This window comes from Salinibacterium sp. CAN_S4, assembly GCF_015752305.1.
Taxonomy (GTDB): Bacteria; Actinomycetota; Actinomycetes; order Actinomycetales; family Microbacteriaceae; genus Rhodoglobus.
On record NZ_JADOVB010000002.1, the window covers coordinates 423,032 to 442,057 of the forward strand.

The 19,026-nt window shown below is 64.1% G+C and carries 20 protein-coding genes and 2 tRNA genes; 17 read left to right on the plus strand and 5 right to left on the minus strand.

Annotated elements, in window-relative coordinates:
* Window positions 1–7: 7 nt before the first annotated feature.
* Window positions 8–961 carry a prephenate dehydratase gene (gene pheA, locus IWX81_RS08395; RefSeq protein WP_199280856.1) on the plus strand — a complete coding sequence of 318 codons (954 nt, stop codon included), beginning with the start codon at window positions 8–10 and terminating at the stop codon, window positions 959–961.
* A 113-nt stretch (window positions 962–1,074) separates the two neighbouring features.
* Here the strand turns inward: pheA and IWX81_RS08400 are convergent, their stop codons facing one another.
* Both IWX81_RS08400 and IWX81_RS08405 read right to left on the minus strand, forming a co-directional pair.
* Window positions 1,075–1,980, minus strand: coding sequence for a DUF559 domain-containing protein (locus IWX81_RS08400; protein ID WP_199280857.1), 906 nt, complete (start codon window positions 1,978–1,980; stop codon window positions 1,075–1,077).
* A gap of 184 nt (window positions 1,981–2,164) precedes the next feature.
* A complete protein-coding gene (locus IWX81_RS08405; protein ID WP_199280858.1) occupies window positions 2,165–3,151 on the minus strand; it encodes a diacylglycerol/lipid kinase family protein in 987 nt (328 codons plus the stop codon).
* A 39-nt stretch (window positions 3,152–3,190) separates the two neighbouring features.
* Between IWX81_RS08405 and serS the strand changes: the two genes are divergently transcribed.
* The 6 genes from serS to IWX81_RS08435 all read left to right on the plus strand — a co-directional run bounded on the left by serS (window position 3,191) and on the right by IWX81_RS08435 (window position 7,480).
* Complete coding sequence (gene serS / locus IWX81_RS08410) at window positions 3,191–4,456, plus strand: serine--tRNA ligase (RefSeq protein WP_199280859.1); 1,266 nt, start codon at window positions 3,191–3,193, stop codon at window positions 4,454–4,456.
* On the plus strand, window positions 4,453–5,277 hold the full coding sequence (locus IWX81_RS08415; RefSeq protein WP_199280860.1) for an HAD family hydrolase: 825 nt from the start codon (window positions 4,453–4,455) through the stop codon (window positions 5,275–5,277). Before serS ends, IWX81_RS08415 begins: the two co-directional genes overlap by 4 nt.
* Window positions 5,278–5,341: 64 nt before the next feature.
* Window positions 5,342–5,429 (plus strand) — tRNA-Ser (locus IWX81_RS08420).
* A gap of 174 nt (window positions 5,430–5,603) precedes the next feature.
* Complete coding sequence (locus IWX81_RS08425; protein WP_199280861.1) at window positions 5,604–6,881, plus strand: LCP family protein; 1,278 nt, start codon at window positions 5,604–5,606, stop codon at window positions 6,879–6,881.
* Window positions 6,882–6,930: 49 nt separating this feature from the next.
* Window positions 6,931–7,019 (plus strand) — tRNA-Ser (locus IWX81_RS08430).
* 203 nt (window positions 7,020–7,222) lie between these two features.
* Window positions 7,223–7,480: a hypothetical protein gene (locus IWX81_RS08435; protein WP_199280862.1), complete on the plus strand. Its 258-nt coding sequence runs from the start codon at window positions 7,223–7,225 to the stop codon at window positions 7,478–7,480.
* 32 nt (window positions 7,481–7,512) lie between these two features.
* Here the strand turns inward: IWX81_RS08435 and IWX81_RS08440 are convergent, their stop codons facing one another.
* Genes IWX81_RS08440 through IWX81_RS08450 form a run of 3 tightly spaced genes read right to left on the minus strand, consistent with a single transcriptional unit; the run spans window position 7,513 to window position 9,459 of the window.
* Window positions 7,513–8,655, minus strand: a complete 1,143-nt coding sequence (locus tag IWX81_RS08440; protein WP_199280863.1) for a tyrosine-type recombinase/integrase — start codon at window positions 8,653–8,655, stop codon at window positions 7,513–7,515.
* Window positions 8,652–8,882, minus strand: a complete 231-nt coding sequence (locus IWX81_RS08445) for a helix-turn-helix transcriptional regulator (protein ID WP_199280864.1) — start codon at window positions 8,880–8,882, stop codon at window positions 8,652–8,654. The genes IWX81_RS08440 and IWX81_RS08445 overlap by 4 nt, the downstream gene beginning before the upstream one ends.
* Entirely contained in the window at window positions 8,860–9,459 is a 600-nt protein-coding gene (locus IWX81_RS08450; RefSeq protein ID WP_199280865.1) for a hypothetical protein, read from the minus strand. Before IWX81_RS08450 ends, IWX81_RS08445 begins: the two co-directional genes overlap by 23 nt.
* Window positions 9,460–9,575: 116 nt before the next feature.
* Between IWX81_RS08450 and IWX81_RS08455 the strand changes: the two genes are divergently transcribed.
* The 10 genes from IWX81_RS08455 (at window position 9,576) to IWX81_RS08500 (ending at window position 18,997) form a co-directional block, all read left to right on the plus strand.
* A complete protein-coding gene (locus IWX81_RS08455) occupies window positions 9,576–10,589 on the plus strand; it encodes a hypothetical protein (protein ID WP_199280866.1) in 1,014 nt (337 codons plus the stop codon).
* Window positions 10,590–10,750: 161 nt separating this feature from the next.
* Window positions 10,751–11,008 (plus strand): hypothetical protein, encoded by a 258-nt coding sequence (locus IWX81_RS08460; protein ID WP_199280867.1) that lies wholly within the window; start codon window positions 10,751–10,753, stop codon window positions 11,006–11,008.
* Between the two features lie 154 nt (window positions 11,009–11,162).
* Window positions 11,163–11,393 (plus strand): hypothetical protein, encoded by a 231-nt coding sequence (locus IWX81_RS08465; protein WP_199280868.1) that lies wholly within the window; start codon window positions 11,163–11,165, stop codon window positions 11,391–11,393.
* A gap of 269 nt (window positions 11,394–11,662) precedes the next feature.
* Window positions 11,663–13,084, plus strand: a complete 1,422-nt coding sequence (locus IWX81_RS08470; RefSeq protein ID WP_199280869.1) for a ParB/RepB/Spo0J family partition protein — start codon at window positions 11,663–11,665, stop codon at window positions 13,082–13,084.
* Window positions 13,085–13,188: 104 nt separating this feature from the next.
* Window positions 13,189–13,446 (plus strand): hypothetical protein, encoded by a 258-nt coding sequence (locus IWX81_RS08475; RefSeq protein ID WP_199280870.1) that lies wholly within the window; start codon window positions 13,189–13,191, stop codon window positions 13,444–13,446.
* Window positions 13,436–14,470 (plus strand): zeta toxin family protein, encoded by a 1,035-nt coding sequence (locus tag IWX81_RS08480; protein ID WP_199280871.1) that lies wholly within the window; start codon window positions 13,436–13,438, stop codon window positions 14,468–14,470. The genes IWX81_RS08475 and IWX81_RS08480 overlap by 11 nt, the downstream gene beginning before the upstream one ends.
* A gap of 184 nt (window positions 14,471–14,654) precedes the next feature.
* A complete protein-coding gene (locus IWX81_RS08485; RefSeq protein ID WP_199280872.1) occupies window positions 14,655–15,266 on the plus strand; it encodes a sigma-70 family RNA polymerase sigma factor in 612 nt (203 codons plus the stop codon).
* Window positions 15,263–16,792 (plus strand): hypothetical protein, encoded by a 1,530-nt coding sequence (locus IWX81_RS08490; protein WP_199280873.1) that lies wholly within the window; start codon window positions 15,263–15,265, stop codon window positions 16,790–16,792. The genes IWX81_RS08485 and IWX81_RS08490 overlap by 4 nt, the downstream gene beginning before the upstream one ends.
* Window positions 16,789–18,534 (plus strand): DEAD/DEAH box helicase, encoded by a 1,746-nt coding sequence (locus IWX81_RS08495; RefSeq protein WP_199280874.1) that lies wholly within the window; start codon window positions 16,789–16,791, stop codon window positions 18,532–18,534. Before IWX81_RS08490 ends, IWX81_RS08495 begins: the two co-directional genes overlap by 4 nt.
* Window positions 18,524–18,997, plus strand: a complete 474-nt coding sequence (locus tag IWX81_RS08500) for a hypothetical protein (protein ID WP_199280875.1) — start codon at window positions 18,524–18,526, stop codon at window positions 18,995–18,997. The genes IWX81_RS08495 and IWX81_RS08500 overlap by 11 nt, the downstream gene beginning before the upstream one ends.
* The last annotated feature ends 29 nt before the right edge of the window (window positions 18,998–19,026 follow it).

The following is a 19,026-nucleotide window of genomic DNA, read 5'->3' on the forward strand; positions in this document are numbered from 1 at the left end:
CGTCACCATGCCAGACAGCGCCAATCTCACCCCTGCCGCAGCGGAGACCTACAGCTACCTTGGCCCGGCCGGAACCTTCACCGAGGCTGCGCTGAAACAGGTGCCCGCTGCCGTCGGCATGTCATGGCGCTCCGTCAACAACGTGGGGGAGGCGCTGGGCGACGTGGTGGTCGGCCGCTCCGTGGCGGCGATGATCGCGATCGAGAACTCGGTGGAGGGCGGCGTCAGCGCTACGCAGGATGCCCTGGCGAACATCCCGAACCTGCGGATCATCGGCGAATACCTCGTGCCGGTCAACTTCGTGCTCGTGGCCAGGCCCGGCACAACCCTCGCCGACGTGACGGTCGTCAACGCGCATCCGGTCGCTTACGGCCAGACGCACCTCTGGCTCGACGCGAACCTACCCAGCCACGGGCACATCCCGGCTACGTCCAATGTCGCCGCTGCCGCATCCCTGCTCGAGAGCGACCTGGCTGACGCGGCGGTCGCGCCCCCCGGCATCACCGACCACCACGACCTCGTCGTGCTCGCCGAGGGCATCGGTGACAACCCCCATGCCGTTACTCGATTCGTGCTGGTCTCCCGCGTGGCCGCACTCCCGGCGCCCACCGGCAGCGACAAGACCTCACTTATCGTGGAGCTTCCGGATGACACGGCCGGCCGCCTCCTCGAGATGCTCGAGCAGTTCGCCACCCGCGGAGTGAACATGAGCCTGCTCGAGTCGAGGCCCATCGGCGATGCCCTCGGGCGGTACAGGTTCGTCATCGACCTCGATGGGCACATCCTGGACGAGCGGGTGGCCGACGCGCTGCTCGGTCTCAAGCGCTTCAGCCCCCGCGTAACCTTCCTGGGCAGTTACCCGCGCGCGGACAAGCTCGCGATCAGCGTGATTCCGCGCTACGACAACGACGCGTTCGTGGATGCGCGGCGCTGGCTGACGGGGCTGCTGGGCGGCGAGTAGCCCGCGCGCCGCGCCGCGCCACCCTTTGCCCCAACCTCCGCCGAGTGTTCCGCTTGTGTCGCTGGCATTCCACAGGAGACGACAGAAGCGGAACACTCGACCGCAATCGGCAATTATCCGACGCTTCGTCGAGCCAGAACGAGGCGGATGCGTCTCAGCAATTCGACTGGGTCACGCAGGTCGTCGGCGTTCAGCTCCATCACGTACCACCCTGCGGCTTCGAGCCTCGAGCGCCGCGTCATGTCCATCCGCCATTGCCGGGCTGTCCGGTGGTAGTCGCCCTGGTATTCCAGGATGAGTTTCTCATCAGGGAAGAGAAAGTCAGGCCGCACACTGCGCCCGGTTTCGGTGTGCACGATGGTGTGATTGATCCGAGGTTCCGGAAGTCCCCCTCGAACAAGAATGACGCGCAGGTGCGACTCCGGACGTGATTCCGCTCCGTCCCGGATCAGTCCGACTGCCTCCCTCGCAATCGACACTCCCCGCTGTCCCATCGCGGCGGAGACCCGGGTGTGCAGTTCCTGCTGGCTGGTGATCGGCCTGGAGCGGTGGATCAGGTAATCTCCAACAGCCACGAGGTCTCCCAGGCTCAGGTCCGCCGAAAGGTCCATCCATGTTCGCGCCGCGCTCGTGTGCCGGATCCCGCGACTCGAGACCACGTCTCGCAGATCGATCGCGAGCCTGTGCCCCACCAGCGCGCTCGAATGAAGTCGAGCGGCCGGGGCGGCAACTGCAACGTGGAGGCGAGAGGATCGTTCTGTTTCGAGCGTGAGCGGAGCACCGAGGAGCAGGGCGGCCGTCGCGTGACTGAAGAAGGCTCCCGGCGGCACCCTGAGCGCCAGCATCCTGCATCTGTCGTCGAGGGAGATCGGCGCATCGCTCCGACGGGTCCTCAGCCCCCACACACCAGCGTCGAGGTCAAGCGCGCGGAGGCGTGATGCCGATACGCCTGCCGTGCGCGCTTCTGCGACGGTAAAGGGCCTCGACGCAAACTTTTCCGGAAGAGGTGACGGATGCATCGACCAAGGCTGCCCGAAGGCCGCGGTCCCGCAGACCGCCGTCGGCAGCTCCGGGGTCTTCGGTCTGCATTGCCGCTTGTGCAGGACTGGTCGCCGTCGGCCACACCATCGCCGAGTGTTCTGCTTCTGTGGCTCCAGCGGGCTGGGCCGCAGCAAAAGCGGAACATTCGGCCGTATCCAGAGCCTAAGCCGCCGCAGGCACGCGGACCGTGAGGGCTCCGGGATCCACCCAGGCGTGCACGCTCTTGGCTTCACCGAACTCGTCGCCGTCCAGCTGGAACTCCTGCGGGTGCTCAACGGTCATCCGCAGCGATGCACCCGTGACGTAGGTCACATCCTTCACGTCGGCGGACAGGTCGATGATCTTGCGACCGAGGGCGGACTTACGCAGCACACCGTTCTCCCACGCGACTTTGCGCCAGATTTTCGCCCAGCCGAGAGGCCCCTGCGGCCTGAGGGCGGCGATGTCGAGTAAGCCGTCGTCGGGCCTGGCATCCGGCATGAGGAGAAGGCCGCCGGGAAGGAGCCCGCAATTGCCGACCAGGATCGTGTGGGCCTTGATCGACTTCGTCGGGCCGTTGTCGAGGCGGTAGCTCAGCCGGACCGGTTTGAGTTCGGGGAGCGACCGCGCGATGCCGTCCACATAGGCGAGCCATCCGACAGCCTTCTTCAGTGTGCTGTTGGTGTTCTTGATCATCTTCGCGTCGAGGCCGAGCCCCGCCATCACCAGGAAGCCGTGCTCCTCCGAGGCGCCGTCATCTCGCACGATCTCGACCATTCCCAGGTCGATCACGCGGTCGACTCCACCAAACGCGATCTCCACCCCGCCGCCCAGGTCTGACAGCGGGAGTTCGAGATTTCTCGCGAGCAGGTTGCCTGTTCCCGAGGGGATGAGCGCCAGTGCCACACCGCTGCCCCGGAGCCCTTCGGCGACCGCGCGAACTGTTCCGTCGCCGCCCGCGGCAAGCACAACCGTGGCGCCCCGCCGGATGGCGCTGGCGGTGACCCCCTGGCCGGCATCCTCCAGGGACGTTTCGAACCACGCTGTCGTGGCCCAGCCGTGTGCGGCCTCGGCCGCCTCGACGGAGGCCCGGAGCTTCTCGATGTCGACTTTGATGGGGTTGTAGACCACCGCAGCGCGTTTCGGCGTGGGGGCGGGGGTATTCTTCACCCCGCTTACGGTACGGCATGGGCTGGGTAGGCTATATGGGTGATTGACCCCCAGCTTCTTCGCGAAAACCCGGACTCCATTCGTCGCTCGCAGCAGTCTCGAGGTTCATCCGTCACCCTCGTCGACGATGCGATCGCGGCCGACTCCGCGCGGCGTACAACGATCCAGCAGTTCGAGAAGCTGCGGGCCGAGCAGAACGCATTCGGCCGCACGGTGGCGACAGCACCCAAGGAGGCGAAGCGCGCGCTCGTGCTTCAGGCCCAGGCGCTTGCCGCCCAGGTCAAGGAAGCCCAGCAGAAATCGGTGGATGCCGAAGCCGAGTTCACGAAGTTCGTCGGGGCCATCGGCAACGTCACGATCGATGGCGTGCCCGCGGGTGGGGAAGACGACTGGAACCTCGTTCGCGAGGTCGGTGCCCCCGCTACCTTCGACTTCGAGCCCCGTGATCATGCGGATCTCGGCGAGCTGCTCGGCGCCATCGACATCGCCCGCGGAGTGAAGGTCTCCGGCAGCCGCTTCTATTTCCTCAAGGGTGTCGGCGCTCGCCTCGAGCTCGCGCTCATGAACATGGCCCTCGACAAGGCGCTCGCCGAGGGCTTCGTGCCGCTCATCACTCCGACGCTGGTGCGCCCCGAGATCATGGCGGGAACCGGGTTCCTGGGCGAGCACGCCGACGAGATCTACTACCTCCCTGCCGACGACCTCTACCTCACGGGCACCAGCGAGGTCGCGCTCGCGGGATATCACTCCGACGAGATCCTCGACCTGTCGAACGGGCCGCTGCGGTACGCAGGCTGGTCGACCTGCTATCGCAGGGAGGCCGGTTCCGCCGGGCGTGACAACCGTGGCATCCTGCGCGTGCACCAGTTCAACAAGCTCGAGATGTTCAGCTATGTGCTTCCGGATGAGGCCGAGGCCGAGCACGAGAAGCTTCTCGCCTACCAGGAGTCGATGCTGCAGGCGTGCGGGCTGACCTACAGGGTGATCGACGTCGCTGCGGGGGATCTCGGTTCCAGTGCCGCCCGCAAGTTCGACGTGGAGGCATGGGTTCCGACTCAGAACGCGTACCGCGAGCTCACCAGCACGAGCAATTGCACGACCTACCAGGCCAGGCGACTCGACATCCGCCACCGCACGGAATCGGGCAAGACGGCGCCTGTCGCGACCCTCAACGGCACGCTCGCGACGACCCGATGGCTGGTCGCCATCCTCGAGACCCACCAGCAGGCCGACGGTTCTGTCGTGGTTCCGGATGCCCTGCGCGGGTACCTCGGCGGCCTCGAGATCTTCGAGCCGATCGTATGAGCGTCGCACGTACGGGCGCCGCAACCGACCGCTGGCTCATCGCCCTTGACATCGACGGAACTGTTCTGCGCGAAGACGGAATAATGAACGATCCCGTGATCGCCGCCGTCGCCAAGGTGCGCGATGCCGGGCACGAGGTCATGCTCGCGACGGGCCGCTCTGTCGCCTTGACCCTGCCGATCCTCGAGCGACTGGCGATCACGCCCGAGTTCGTGGTGTGCTCGAACGGTGCGATCACGCTTCGACGCGATCCGGAGGACCCGACCGGCTACGTGCGCGACTTCGTCGAGACCTTCAACCCGAGCGAGGTGCTGACGACGATCCGCTCCAATCTCGAATCTGCGAATTACGCAGTGGAAGATGAGGATGGGCTCTACAAGTTCACCGGGCATTTTCCCGAGGGGACCCTCGGGACCGCGAGCGAAAAAGTGGAGTTCGAAGAACTGCTGCTCGCGCATGCAACGCGCGTCGTCGTCATCTCCCCAGGCCATAAAATCGAGGACTTCCTTTCGGTCGTCGAGAGGATGGGCCTCCACAAGGTCAGTTATAACGTCGGCTGGACGGCCTGGCTCGACATCGCTCCAGACGGCGTGAACAAGTCGACCGCCCTCGAGCGCGTGCGAGAGCTGCTCGACATTCCCCGGTCGCGGGTGATGGCGGTCGGTGACGGCCGCAACGACATCGACATGCTCGAGTGGGCGTCAGTGGAAGGTCGTGGGGTGTCCATGGGGCAGGCTCCGGATGAAGTCATCGCGGCCTCGAATGAGCGCACCGCGAGCGACATCGACGATGGCGTAGCGCAGCTTCTCGAGTCCTTCTGATTCCTCGCCGCACACCGGTTCGCGAGCTCGGGCGTTCTGTCGGCTAAACTCTCAACTTGTACCAGGAGGGCTGTCCGAGCGGCCGATGGAGCCAGTCTTGAAAACTGGTGGGCAGAAATGTCTCGCGAGTTCGAATCTCGCGCCCTCCGCCAAATATCTTGATTTCTCAGCTTTGCTTGGTAACGTAGGCCGGTCACGCGATCTGATCGCGCCGCGAAGCTGGGGGGCATCGACTCGACTGCCCCGCAAATCCGTGTTGTGTGGTGGTTCATACCCGCACGAGCAGGTGTGACTGTCCCTCTCGGGGCTGACGAAAGGGTTCTGTCTTGAGTGAATTGACTCCACGGTCTGAGTTGCGTTCGCGCTCTGAGTTGCGCACGCGCAGCGGCGCCAGCACACTCACCGGTATTGCTCGGCACGGGCGACTGCGCAAGGCCAGCCCGATCGGCACGATCCTCAAATTCGTCGCTGCTGCGCTTGCTGTCGTGCTCGTGAGTGGTGTTTCGGTCGGCGCGCTGGCCGTGACCGGGCTGACCTCCAAAGCGACGGTAGTCGACATCCCCAGCACCGAGGATGGGGCGGCGCCCCTTCCCGAGGTAGGAGCGATCGAGGGTGGATTCAACATCCTGATCGCCGGAAGCGACACTCGCGCGGATCAGGGTGGAATCGGCGGAAGCGCTGACGATGACAGCGGCGAATTGAACGACGTCACCATGCTGCTCCACGTCTCACAGGACCAGACCAACGCCGTGGCGATCAGCTTCCCGCGTGACATGGTGGTGGGCATCCCGGAGTGTGAGAATTCCGACGGCTACACCAAGGGATATTCGACAGAGCCGATTAACGTGGCGCTCTCCTACGGCGGGCTTTCCTGTGTGGCGCAGACGGTCACCGAGCTCACAGGGCTGCCGGTTCAGTACGCGGGCCTGATCAAGTTCTACGGTGTGATCAACATGGCCGACGCCATCGGAGGAGTCGACGTGTGTGTCGATGGACCCATGGTCGATGACAACACCGGGATCAACATCGCGGAAGCTGGCACTTACAACCTCACCGGGATCGATGCACTCGCCTTCCTGCGGTCTCGCGCGGCTGTCGGCGACGGAAGCGACCTGACCCGCATCAGCTCGCAGCAGGTGTACCTCTCGGCTCTCGTGCGGAAGTTGAAGAGTTCGGAGACGCTCGGCGACTTCAAGAAGGTCTACTCGCTCGCGGACGCCGCACTGAGCAACATGACCGTGTCGTCGAGCCTGAACAGCATCCCCACCATGGTCTCGATCGCGCAGGCGCTCAAGAACATCCCGCTCGAGAACGTGACATTCGTGCAGTATCCGGGCACAACGGGCGGCGATGGCGTGTACCTGAATAAGGTGCAGCCGAACGAGTATGCGGCTGACGCGCTCCTCGAATACATCAAGGCCGACCAGCCATTCGCCCTGGAAGCGGCCGGAGACGACCGCGGTTCGACGCTCGACCCGAACGCCCCCGTTGCGCCGGTCGCTCCGACCACTCCCTCGACCGAGGCGCCGGACGTCCCCGTTGCCGAGGGCGTCAGTGGCCAGACGGCGGCCCAGTACACGTGCACCGTCACAAACAGTTATTGATCCGATTCGGGCATGCGCCCGGGATTGGCTATGATTGCTGACGGACACTGGAGACGTCGCATAGTTCGGCCTAGTGCACCACCCTGCTAAGGTGGAGTACCCTAACGGGTACCGAGGGTTCAAATCCCTCCGTCTCCGCAAGAAGAATGCTGGTCAGAGCCCAATTTTGGCCACTATCACGTAGGCGCCACGGATTCAGGTTTTCCGTCAGTGGGCTTACATATGTCCCCCCAGTGTCCCCGTGCGACAACTTTGCAGCTCATCGAAGCGCATTGGTCCCACCAATGCAGGCGATCCATGAGGCATTGTGTTCTTGATGCCGGCGTCGTGAAGGAGACGAGATGAGTCATAGAGGCAAGAAGCCAGGTCGCACCCTGGTCACGGAAACTCACGAGCCGCAGTTGCCGCAGAACTGGCCCGATGGTCACGTGGCTGTCACGCTGACTGGCGATGATCAGGGCGAGTGCGTAGAGGTCACAGTTCACGGGGTGCGCCATTACTTGCATTCGACAACCGCCCGCGAACTTAGCAACATGCTGCTCGTCCGCATCGAGGAATGGAACGCGATCGCTCACGCCGCAGGGATTCCGCGCGTATGAGTTGCCCCGCCAAGAACGAGGGGCAGAAAAGGTCAGATCGAAGGGCCGTCGAAAGCGCCCGTGTCGTGACCTCGCACGTACGGTGGTGACGTATACGTGGCGCGCTCGTCGCTCATGCCATTGAGGCGTGCGATCGCCGTGATGTCCTGAGCCTCGCCGAGTACGTGGGCGTAGACCTTCAGTGTTGTGTTGGGATTCGCGTGGCCAAGCCATTGTGAGACCTGATTGACGGGTATCCCAGCTCGGAGCCACGATGAGGCAGCGTAGTGCCGCAGGTCGTGAATGGTGCGACCGGGAGGCGCCGTCTCTGGCCACTTGACGAACCGGCGGAAGAGATTACCGCCCAGTTGCCGTCCGGTCTCCCCGGTGAATAGGTAGTCGGTCTTTGAGCGGTCGGCGGCCCGTGATGCGGCGATCTCGAGCGCGCGGTTTGTTAGCGGCACCACGCGCGCCTTGCCGGTCTTGGTCCCCTTCTCGGCGTACCCGTCCGATTGAGCACGGGAGATTCGGACCGCTGGGAACGGGGTGTGCTGAAGGTCGCGCACTCTTAGAGCCCGGAGTTCCGACCAGCGCAGTCCGGTGAGGCTCAGGAATTCAGTAGCAGCGGCTAGGTGTGGACGGCTCTCGTATTGTCGCCGCAGGGTGCGGGCAAGTTCGTCGTCTGTGAACGTCTCGACCCCGACCGATGTTCGTGTTGCTCCGGGCGGCATTCGGACATCGCGCACGGGATTTCGGGTGAGTATCTTCTCCCGGACTGCGTAGGCGAATACGGAGGAGAGGGTGGTGCGGGCCCGCTGCACGGTGGAGCGGGCCTTGACGGCAAGTTGACCGGTTAGGTAGTTGAGGATCTCCGACTCGCCGAGCGACGACATTGGCCGGGCGGCGAACCATGTCGGGATTCCAGCCACGTTGTCGCGGTCGGTGCGCCAACTGTGCGGACTGATCTGGCCGCGGCGCGACTCAAGGAACTGGGCGGCAACGTCCGAGAAGGGTGCGGAGCTGCGGGAGGGCGGGATGAACTCGCCAAATGCGAGAGCCCGGCGCTGTTCTCGCTCCCATGCTTCCGCGTCGGTCTTTCGTGCAAAGGTCTTGCTGGCAACGAGCTGCCGTCCGGCCTTCACGCGGGCGACGTATCTGGCGGCACCACTGCTGGTCTGGCGGCGTTCGACGCTCATGTTTCGAGCCCTGCGAGGCGGTGGATATCGGCCCGACGGTACACGCGGCGGTGCTCGGTGAGGGGGATGGGCTCGACGGGTGCTCGGCCGGCGAGGGCGAGCGAACGCAGGGTCGTGCGGTGCAGACCCAAGCGCGCGGCAGCTTCGGTCTCAGAGTAGAACAGGCTGCCCGTGGTGCCCTGGATGGGCGGGCAACCGCTTGGGCTATTCGGTTCGGTGGTGTCCATCTGGCTGGCGACCGACGGCGTACGTGATGCCGTCCAGCAGGCCGGCCTTGCGTGCCTTGGTGATCCAGTGAGTTGCGGTGCGCTCGGGGATGCCGAATTCGGTGGCGACTGCGCGCATCGGTGGTTGTGCGGCGAGCGCGGCGACGCCGTATACGAGCTGGACCAGTTCGAGGGTGTCGGCCACGGGTCCGGCTTGGGTGGACTCGGTTGCCATCCATGCGGGAAGGATGCGGCCTTCGCTGGTGGTGAGGGCTTGCACGGTCAAAGGCTTGCCTGCGAGGTCGACCACCACGGAGTAGGGGACTGCGGCGGAGAGGACCTCGCCGAGTCGAACCTGCCGCAGCACCGATGGGGTGATCTCGGTCGTCGATCCGACAGCACGGTGTGCGGTCGCCGCGATCCGATACCGGCCCGCCTCAGCTGCGTAGGCGGCTTCGATTGTGGTTTCGATGGAGCTGTCTTCTGCCACAGCGGTGGCTCGGAACGCCGGGGCGATCCGTAACGCGGACCCGAGTGGAAGCGTGGCGTGTTTCCACGTCATGCGCTGTCCGTCGAGTGTACGCACGTCGATCTTCACCTCCTCAGTATGCCTTTCCGCGTCACGGATTCGCTATTGCGATTACTTGACACAGTTCTACATCGGATGCTTTACTCGTGTCAATACAAGACATGGATTAGCACTCGGGAGTTCGGATGGGCGACAGCGAAGAGGCGCAGCAGCGGCGCAGCGAAGCCGCCCGGCGCTACAAGAAGAAGAACGCGAAGCAGATATCCGCTTACGGGCGCCAGTATCGGGCCGAGCACGCCGAGCAGATTGCTGAGTACAAGAGGGCTTGGCGCGAGCGCAACGGTGAGCATCTCGCCGACTACCGAGGCAAGTACGGCGAAGAAAACCGGGAGAAGATTCGGGAAGCCAACCGCGAGTACATGCGCCGCCAGAGCGCGAAGGAGCGGGCCGAGATCGAGCGTCGCGAGCGGAAAGCGGAGAAGGCCCGCGAGCGTTACCACGCTGACATCGAGGCGAGCAGAGCCAAGGCGCGGGAGTACCTTCAGCAGAAACGAGCGGAGGATCCGGACGCCTACCGGGAAGGCAAGAAGCGCCGCAACGCCGCCTGGCGGAAGCGTCACAAGGACGAGATCAACTCCAAGCTGCGTGAGAAGAACCTGCGCGACCCGAGCAAGAAGAAGGCCCGGGCCCAACGTGACTACGAACGGCACGGGGACGAGAGGCGGGCCTCCCGGCGCCGCTCCTACCAAAAGAACCGCGACCGCGAGCTGGCCAAACAGAAACAGTGGAGGGACCGCGAACGTCGACGAATCGAAGTGGGGCTGCCCGTCCGTCGCCTGCACAAAGTCGCCCCCGAGGACCGGGGCCAGAACGCGGCCGCCGCCGCAGCATTCTTCGCACGTGAGGTCACCCAGCAACTGCGGGAACAACTCAAGGCCGAGCTCGCCACCCCACAGCACCTCATCGACGCGCTGCGCCGCGACTGGGCACGCATCCGTGCCGTGGACTATGCCCGCCGCAACCCGGAGACCAGCTCCGACACCGTCCGACGACGAGAGAGCGAGGAAGTCCGCCTGGACGCAATCGCGCGAGACATCAACGACCGACTACGTCAGGTACCTCGGCGCGACCCGCAACCTGCTCCGTATCTCGCCTATCAGCCCCCATCTGCAACCGACAACGGAGGACTTGGACTATGAACACCCACCAACATCTCGGACGCGGGCCCCGATGCGCGCGAAGCACCGCGCCTCCCCGCCACGTGGCCGGCGTGACTCTCCACAGATATCCGCCGCTGCCAGCAATCTCCGCGCACATCGCGCACCGTGAACATCAGCTGCAACAAGAAGGGACCCGCACCATGCTTGACAGAACTCAGGTCGACGCCACCATCTACCGCGTCGCGATCGCCAGCTTCACTCACTACCCGGACAAGCACCTCAAGGAACCCGGCTACATCGTGGACGAGGACCTCGACTGGTGTGTGCGACCGCTTCGCCACCTCCCGCAAGAGGAGCGAGAGCAACTCCGTGCTCAGATTCTCAACCTCATCACCGATCCGACCGCCGGCCGGCAGGCGTTCATCAAGCACCTCAAGTCGCTCTCGTCGGAAACCTGACATGACCGCCCAGGGTCCACGGGATTCCGGCCAGACCGTGTCCGATCGAACAGATGTTGGAACACCTAGCGCCCCCGAGAACAGCGAGCAAGGAGGGGCGCGGGCGCCAGCCGCGACTCCTCTCTACCGGCGACTCGCGCGCAAGGAAGCGCGGGTGCGGGAAGACCAATACGTCGCACTGTCCCAATTGGTGCGGGTGCTCGGACGCCGCCGCACTGACCGCAGCGGGCCGCGACTGACCGAGAATACTCTCATCCGAGTTGCGATTGACCTGCTGCTCAGCCGCGCCAATCGCCTCACCGGCAACACTGAAAGGGAGTTGCGAGCGTCCGTACTCGACACCCCGACGCAGCCTGACGACAACCGACAGCAAGGCGACCAGTAGGACAAATCCTCCCGTCGCTGCTGCCGACTTCACACCGTGATGTTGAAGGACGCTTCGTCGCGTGTTCGGCGAGCGCGTTCCTGTGCGGGTTGCTCCCGGTCCGCCGATCATAGGTCGCTACGCAGGCTCCGTGCCCGGCTTTCGCGGCATATCCTCCCTCGCTTCGCTCAGTCCGGTATTCCACGACCGGTCACTACGCCCGCTGCGCTCTCTATTGATCTCTGTACCGGGAGCAACCCGGCCTATCGGAACCAGAGAAGGAGACAGCAATGTCAGACACTGCAACGCTCGGCACCATCGAGCACATCGACCCCTCCCAGATCGAGGTTGAAACCAACATCCGCACCACCGTCAAACTGGACAGCGTGTTCCTTGCGTCCATCCGCGAGTACGGGGTCCTCACCCCCGTCGGCTGCCACAGGAACGAGGATGGCACCGTGGCCCTGCGCATCGGCCAGCGTCGCGTGCTCGCCGCACGCGAGGTCGGCTTGGACAGTATTCCCGCTTACATCGTGGAGGGCGACGAATCCTCCGTGACCCGGTTGTTGGAGCAGTTCGCTGAGAACGAGCACCGCGCCAGCCTCACCGAACCGGAGCGCGCAGCCGTGTTTCAGCAATTGGCGTTCGAGGGGCTGACCGTTCTGCAGATCGCCAAGCGCACCGGCGTGAAGATGACCGTCGTGGAGGCCGGGATCACGGTTGCCGACAGTGAGTTCGCGGGCAATATAGCGACCAAGCACGAGGTCACCCTCGACCAGGCTGCGGCGATCCTCGAGTTCGAGGAGGATCCCAAAGCGGTCAAGTCTCTCGTGCAGTGCGCCGAGGACGCACCGGACCAGTTCCGGCACGAAGTGCAGCGCCAGCGCGAGGACCGTGCCCGCCGACAGCGGGTCGAGGCCGAGCAGGAGGCGCTGCGGGAGCAAGGGTTCATCATCATCGACCGGGCGCCCTACTACGGGGAGAAGGCGTACACCAGCATCGCCGACCTCGTCACCCGCGACGGCAAGCCGGTCACCATCGACGACCTTGGCGGGATCACCGACAAGTACGCAACAGTCCGCTCGGGATGGGACGAGGTGACCAGTGACGTGTACCTGCGCGAGGTCAAGGCGTACGGGTTCAAGAAGAAGCCCGCCACGGGCAGCGCGAGCGGCCCCATGACCGACGAGCAGAAAGCCGAGCGCAAGGAACTCATCGCCAACAACAAGGCCTGGGCTTCCGCCGAGGTCGTCCGCCGGGAATGGCTGGCCGGATTCCTAGGTCGCAAGACCCTCCCGAAGGACGCCGCGCACTTCGTCGCCACGGCCCTCACAGCACACCGCACCACCATCGCTTCGGCGCTCAGCGGTGGGAACCGGCTCGCGGCGACCCTGCTCGGCCTTGACGCGCAGGACTCGGAATGGGGTCAGAGCCCGATCGACCCGGTGGCCGAGGCGCAGCCGGGCCGAGCGGGACACGTGGCGCTCGCGGTGGTGTTGGGCGCGATCGAGACGAGCACTGGCAAGCACACCTGGCGGCAGCCGGCGTGCACGGCTCGCGCCTACTTTGCGCAGATCGCCGGATGGGGATACCCCCTGTCGGACGTCGAGCAGATCGTCCTCGGCACGGACGAGCCGGACGAGCCTTCCGAACCTGACGAGGACGACGTTCGGGACGACGAGCCCGCCCACGACGGCGACACCGCCGCCTGAGCGACCGTGTGGCCCCGGACCACAGTCCGGGGCCACACCCTTGCCAAGCTAGAGGACGAGAAGGAGCCACCGAGTAGAATCAGCTCGAATGGAGGGAGCCCGTAATGGCCGCACAGCAGTCCATGTGGCACGTAAACGACGTCGTCGCCTACGACGTCATGCGCGAACTCTCCGGGGGGCTCCAAGCGCGCCTACTCGATCTAGCTCGCGACGGCGACCGGTCTGCGCATGCAGAGTTGCTCGAGGTGCGCCGCACAACCACAGCGGTGGACGGGTACGACCGCGCCGCCGTGGATTCATGCACGCGCCAGCTGCGGCTACGGGATGCAGAACTCGCGCTGGCGGCATCAGGTGCCAGCTGACCCGGCCGAGCCGCTCACGCCGGACGTGACTGACGAGATCTACCGGACACTGATCCAGCCGACAATGTTCGTGGATTCTCCCGGGGGCGAAGCAACTCCTACTCTGGTGCTGTTGGGCGGGCAACCCGGTTCGGGCAAGTCCCGGGCAAGCGCCCGACTCCTCATCGAGCACAGCGGAATGGTTGCTGTCAGCGGCGACGATTTGCGCATCTATCACCCGTATTTCCGCGACCTGATCACCGACCAACCCGAGCGAGCAGGCGCCGTGCTCGCCGACGCGACGCGCCCCTGGATCCGCTCCGCAATCCAAGACTCCCTGGACGAACGACGCAGCCTCCTGCTGGAGGGAACCTTCGGGGACCCCGAGGTGACCCTCGCCACCGCCGCACGATTCCGGGACGCCGGATTTAACATCCGCATCGTCGTAATCGCGTCCCCCCGCACGCTCAGTCTGATCACCGCCGCCTCCAGGTACCTCCGCGACCGCAAGATGAGCTCGACGGCGCGCTTCACCTCACTCTCCGCCCACGACCGCGGATATGACGGGACAACCCGCCTCATCGACTCCCTGGACGCAACCGGCCCCGCCGACCGCATCACAGTCATCAGCCGGAACGGGGCGGTCCTCCTAGACCGGTCCCGCCCAGATGCCGACGCACCTGCTCCTTTCGATGATGCGGTTAGGGCTCTGGACGAAGGACGAAACCCCGCGTCCTGGGGGGCACGTTCCACGATGGAGCTGCTTGGCGAACTGAAGCAAGTGACGGCCTACGCGATCGCCTCGGGAGAACTCACGCCCGCGATCGCGGAGCTACTCGTCGCGGCACACGAGCATGCCCTCGGTGATGTCATTCCTCGACTAAGCGTTGATCCGGCATCCCCACAGGCTCGCTTTATCCACAACGCAGTCGCCGAGCAATTCGTTGGCCTTCGGCGCGCGACGCATCAACCTGAACCAGCAACCTCGACGGGTGGGGCGCCTGTGCTCGATCCTGTCGACCGACCCGAGCCAACCGTCAACTGACTTCGGCGGCCAAACGCGCAAGTCGAGGAAGGGATGACGCCCAGTCAGGGGCGCGTCCCTCGAATCATTGATCCCGTAGCGATGCGCTCCCCCGCCGAGAAGCGGCCGAAGGGAGACCGCCCTTACTTCTTTGAAGAATTCCGTGATCAAGTGATATGAACAGAGCCTCTGTCATCTCTCTCTAGTGAAGGAGGTGCAGGGGATGCCCACACCGAGTCGTGAAGCTGCAGATGCCGCGATTACCTCGATGCTGCGCGAACGCGGCTTCGACGGCATCGTTCGTAGCTTGATGGGCACAACGCGAGCGCCTCAACAGATGGCCGAGGACGCGGTCATGCACGCGGTAGCACAGACGCTCAAACGCGCAGACGATCACGAAGTGACGAACGTCGCCACCTACGTCTTTGTTAGCGCCCGCAATGAGTTGTTCCGGATATTGAAGGCGGAGGGTCGCTTTCGCACCATCGATGAGCAGGACGGGGATCCGGATTCGGAGCCCGAGCTCACAGAGGCTGAGGCTAACGACCTTCTCCGGTGGATCAAGACCCTGATCAAAGACTGGAACGAGAACATCCGGATCGCGACGAGCCTCGCACTCGACCATGCATTCCTCGATGAATGGCAAGACCTAACGATGGATGACTTCGCGAGCGAACTCGAAGACATCCTCGGTGTCGAGGTCTCCGCCAAGACCGCCGCGATGTGGAAGCACCGGGGGCTCACACGCCTCCGCAATCAGATGAACGGCATTGAAACCGACAACGAAAACACAGAAGACGAACGGAGCAAGTCATGAGCACACTGCAGGCACCGGCATCGAAAGAGGTCATCGAAGCCATCATCAATCGGGCCGCCGAGGCCGCGAAGGACTTCGGAAACGACATCGAGACGCAGATCCGGGAGGCCTCCCAACTGCCGCTCGATGCAGCCAGCGCCGAACGGTTGTACACCGCCATCTTGCTCATCGTGAAGGGCGTTGTTCCCGGCACTCCTGCCGGTGACGAGGCGTCGGCGAAGATCCGGGCCGAAGTGACAGCCCTCGTTGAGAGCGTCTCGCGGCCCGCAGCGCCCACAGTGAGCAAGCCGATCCCACACATCGAGCTCTCGAGCCGGAACGGGCTGACCGCACATGACGTCAACCCAGTACCGCAGTTCAACGGAACCAGCGTTCCGATGCGTGAAGGATACGTCGACGTCACTCTCCTTGACCCGTGGGCGGAAAACGAACGTGTGACCCTGTACGTCGATGAATTCGAGTCGAAGAACGGCCGGCGGCCCGAGCCGGCGGAACTTCTTCAGATCCTCACCGGAGAGATCAACATCGGCGGTGGCGACAGGGACCCGTTCGACCTCCGGCCCCTGGCCCGGAACATTGCTCGCAAGGGAGTGGAGCGGCCGCCGATCATCACACGCGAGGGAGTCCCGCATGACGGCAACCGCCGGATCGCGGCGTCTCGCTTGGTGGTGCAAAGCGCCGAGTTCACACCGGAGGAGAAGGAACGTGCTCGCTGGATCAAGGTCTGGCAGACCGACAAGGACGTAACGCCCGATCAGCTGGCCCAGATCGTCGTCGCGCTCAACTTCGAAGAGGACTTCAAGAAGCCCTGGCCGGAGTATGTCAAAGCACGCCTGGTTGTCCGTGAGTACCGTGCACAACAGGAGACCCTCCCGAAGTTGCCGAAGGCAAAAGACCTGACCCAGCTGAAGAACGCCGTCGCTACCAAGTACGCGATCAAGGCCGCCGATGTCACACGGTATCTGCGCATGGTTCAGTGGGCCGACGATTTCATGGACTACAACATCGAAGCTGGCCGCGAGAAAGCCGAGGTCGCCTACCGGACCGACACGATCTTCCAGTGGTTCTACGAGATCGAGGCCGGCCCGGCGGGTAGCAAGGTGACGGAGCAGTTCGAGTCTGACCCCGAGTTGCGCTCGATGATCTACGACATGATGTACGACGCGACGTTCGACAGCGGCGCACAGGTTCGCGCGATGTTTCAGGTTGTGGCTGACGACGACGCGTACCGGCAGCTCACTGAGGCGCACCAGATTCGCGAGACGCGTCAGAAGGAGGCGCGCGAACTGGTCAAGGATGCGATCAACGATGCCCGCCAGCGTGCTCGCGCAAAGAAGTCCATCGGCCTCGAAGAATACGTCCGCGCTGCCATCAAGCGTCTCTCGGACACCCCCACGAAAGCGTGGGAAACCCTCGATGACGAGTTGCTGATCGGTCTGCGCAAAACCCTGATGGGCACGCTCGGCGCGATCAACGGCGAACTGTCAACTCGTGGCGACGCCTTGGCCACCGTGGAGGTCGAATGACAGGCGTTCTCGCACGACGCGCGCTAAGCGGAGGCGAAGTCGTGGAACTCGTCCCCCTTGGCGGTGGCGACGTGTACGCCCTCGCGGCAGACGTGCGTGCCGCTCTTGTCGAGCCCGCCGGGGCCAGGATCAGGAACGGAGCTGTTGAGGTCTCATTGGACCAGGCGGCGAGCCTTCAAGATAGTGACGCCTTGAACGTTCGCTGGCCGGCCGACGTCCTCCAATTTCTCGCGAATCGTCGACGGCCGTTTGTTGACGATGTTGCCCGTGCCAATCGACTGAAGCAGCTGCCACTCGATCAGGTCCGAGCGCAGGTCAACGACTGCCGTCTCATCGACCTCCTCGATGACCATCAAGTTCGCAACGTGGCAATCATGACGATGAGCGACTCCTACGGAGCATGCGTCTTCGATGAGCAGGGGACTGGCAAGACCATCTCGCTCGTGGCGGCATTCGACCTACTTGTGGAACGAGAGATCGCCGAGGTCCTGCTGATCGTCGCACCCAAGTCCATGATCGGCGAATGGGCGTCGGAGATCGATCGCTTCACAGACGGCGCGTATCGCGTCCAGGTGCTCGAGGGCTCGCGTCGAGCAAAGGCGGCGATGTTGACAAGCGGCGCAGACGTCTACGTTTGCAACTACGAGACCACGCTGGCGATCTCTGATGACCTGCGTCTCCTCTGCACCCGACGTCGGGTGGCGATCGCAGCGGACGAATCCTTCAACGTCAAGAATCCGAGCGCTGCCCGCACGTTCGCGGCGACCCAATTGCGCGAATGGTGCGTACGGGCTTTCGCTCTGTGCGGCACGCCAGCGCCCAATAGCGCGGCAGACATCGTCGCTCAGGTCTCGTTTGTGGACATGGGACGAGCGTTCAACGGGGTAGCACTCTCACGTGATCCCGACGATGCGCAGGATCAGATCCGGTCCATCGTTGAATCGAGCGTTGTGTTCACGCGCAACCTCAAGCAAATGGTCCTGCCGGATCTCCCCGACCGCACCTACACGGAGCTGGCGGTGACTCTAAGTGCGGAGCAGAACCGGCTTTACCAACGTGTCGCCAGTCAACTCGCCACGGACCTCTCCACAACCTCTGATGACGAGTTCAACGCGAACTACGCCAACTTCCTGGCTCGTCGATCTGCTCTGCTCCGCATCTGTTCGGACCCGCGCGGTGTGGACCCATCGTTCTCCTCCTTGCCGTCCAAGTTCGCCGCTCTGGACGAACTACTCGCGCGTTGGCTGTCGCTCGGCGAGAAGGTGGTGATCTGGTCTTTCTACCGATCGACGCTGAACCAGCTCGCGGAGCGATACGAGAAGCATGGCCTGGTTCGCATTGACGGTTCCGTCACTGATTCGAAGGCACGGCGCGCCGCGGTCAAGGCCTTCCAGACGGACGACAACACCCGTCTCTTCCTCGGCAACCCTGCCGCCGCCGGAGCTGGCATCACTCTTCATAGCGCGGCAATCTCGGTGTACGAGTCCATGTCGAATCAGGCCGCGCACTTTCTGCAGTCGCTCGACCGCACGCACCGACGGGGACAGACGAAGCCGGTCGAGTACGTGACCCTGCTGAGCGAGGGCACGATCGAGTGGAACGAGTTCGAACGGCTCAAACAGAAGGCGATGCGGCAAGCCGATCTTCTTGGAGATCCTGAGCTCGAACGCTTCTCGAGGGAAATGATGCTGGCCGAACTCCTCGCTAGCCTCGATGAAATAGGGGCGAGCGATGCCAAGTGACCTGCACGAGTTGCGTCGCGGGCAGCTCGACTCGATGCTCATCCTTGCCGGCCTCACCATTCCGCTAAATCTTCGCTGGGAGCTGCAACCCGATGTCGCGCGGCTCGATCCGGTCCGACCGCGCTTAGGCGTCGGGGACGCAAAATCGAGCGAGTCACCAGGCAACCAATCGACCCAGCGTCGACTGGTCCATTACGCGCGTGCGTGCAGGAACTGGCGGGTGGCCGGCTGGGACGTCAGCCTCTCTCTCGCAGTCGAACCATCGGAATCCAGGCCGTGGGCGGAAACGCTCACCCGCGTCTGGCGCGTGGGCGGCATGGGCAACGGGCACGTGCGCACCTTCGTCGTGGATGCCTCGCTCGCTATCTTGACGATCGAAATCGGCGCACAAGCACCACTGAACCTGGCCAACCGCCGTTTCTCAGGATCGGCCACGACCAGGCCCACACATCCTGAACGTTGAACTCGACGAACGCGGTGGTCTCGCCTAAA

Coding starts and splice junctions, on each gene's coding strand:
- IWX81_RS08400 (WP_199280857.1), bottom strand. CDS start 1,980: ATGCATCCGTCACCTCTTCCGGAAAAGTTTGCGTCGAGGCCCTTTACC.
- IWX81_RS08415 (WP_199280860.1), top strand. CDS start 4,453: ATGAGCGTCGCACGTACGGGCGCCGCAACCGACCGCTGGCTCATCGCC.
- IWX81_RS08440 (WP_199280863.1), bottom strand. CDS start 8,655: ATGAGCGTCGAACGCCGCCAGACCAGCAGTGGTGCCGCCAGATACGTC.
- IWX81_RS08475 (WP_199280870.1), top strand. CDS start 13,189: ATGGCCGCACAGCAGTCCATGTGGCACGTAAACGACGTCGTCGCCTAC.
- IWX81_RS08500 (WP_199280875.1), top strand. CDS start 18,524: ATGCCAAGTGACCTGCACGAGTTGCGTCGCGGGCAGCTCGACTCGATG.
- IWX81_RS08455 (WP_199280866.1), top strand. CDS start 9,576: ATGGGCGACAGCGAAGAGGCGCAGCAGCGGCGCAGCGAAGCCGCCCGG.
- IWX81_RS08490 (WP_199280873.1), top strand. CDS start 15,263: ATGAGCACACTGCAGGCACCGGCATCGAAAGAGGTCATCGAAGCCATC.
- IWX81_RS08435 (WP_199280862.1), top strand. CDS start 7,223: ATGAGTCATAGAGGCAAGAAGCCAGGTCGCACCCTGGTCACGGAAACT.
- IWX81_RS08495 (WP_199280874.1), top strand. CDS start 16,789: ATGACAGGCGTTCTCGCACGACGCGCGCTAAGCGGAGGCGAAGTCGTG.
- IWX81_RS08445 (WP_199280864.1), bottom strand. CDS start 8,882: ATGGACACCACCGAACCGAATAGCCCAAGCGGTTGCCCGCCCATCCAG.
- IWX81_RS08470 (WP_199280869.1), top strand. CDS start 11,663: ATGTCAGACACTGCAACGCTCGGCACCATCGAGCACATCGACCCCTCC.
- IWX81_RS08460 (WP_199280867.1), top strand. CDS start 10,751: ATGCTTGACAGAACTCAGGTCGACGCCACCATCTACCGCGTCGCGATC.
- pheA (WP_199280856.1), top strand. CDS start 8: ATGCCAGACAGCGCCAATCTCACCCCTGCCGCAGCGGAGACCTACAGC.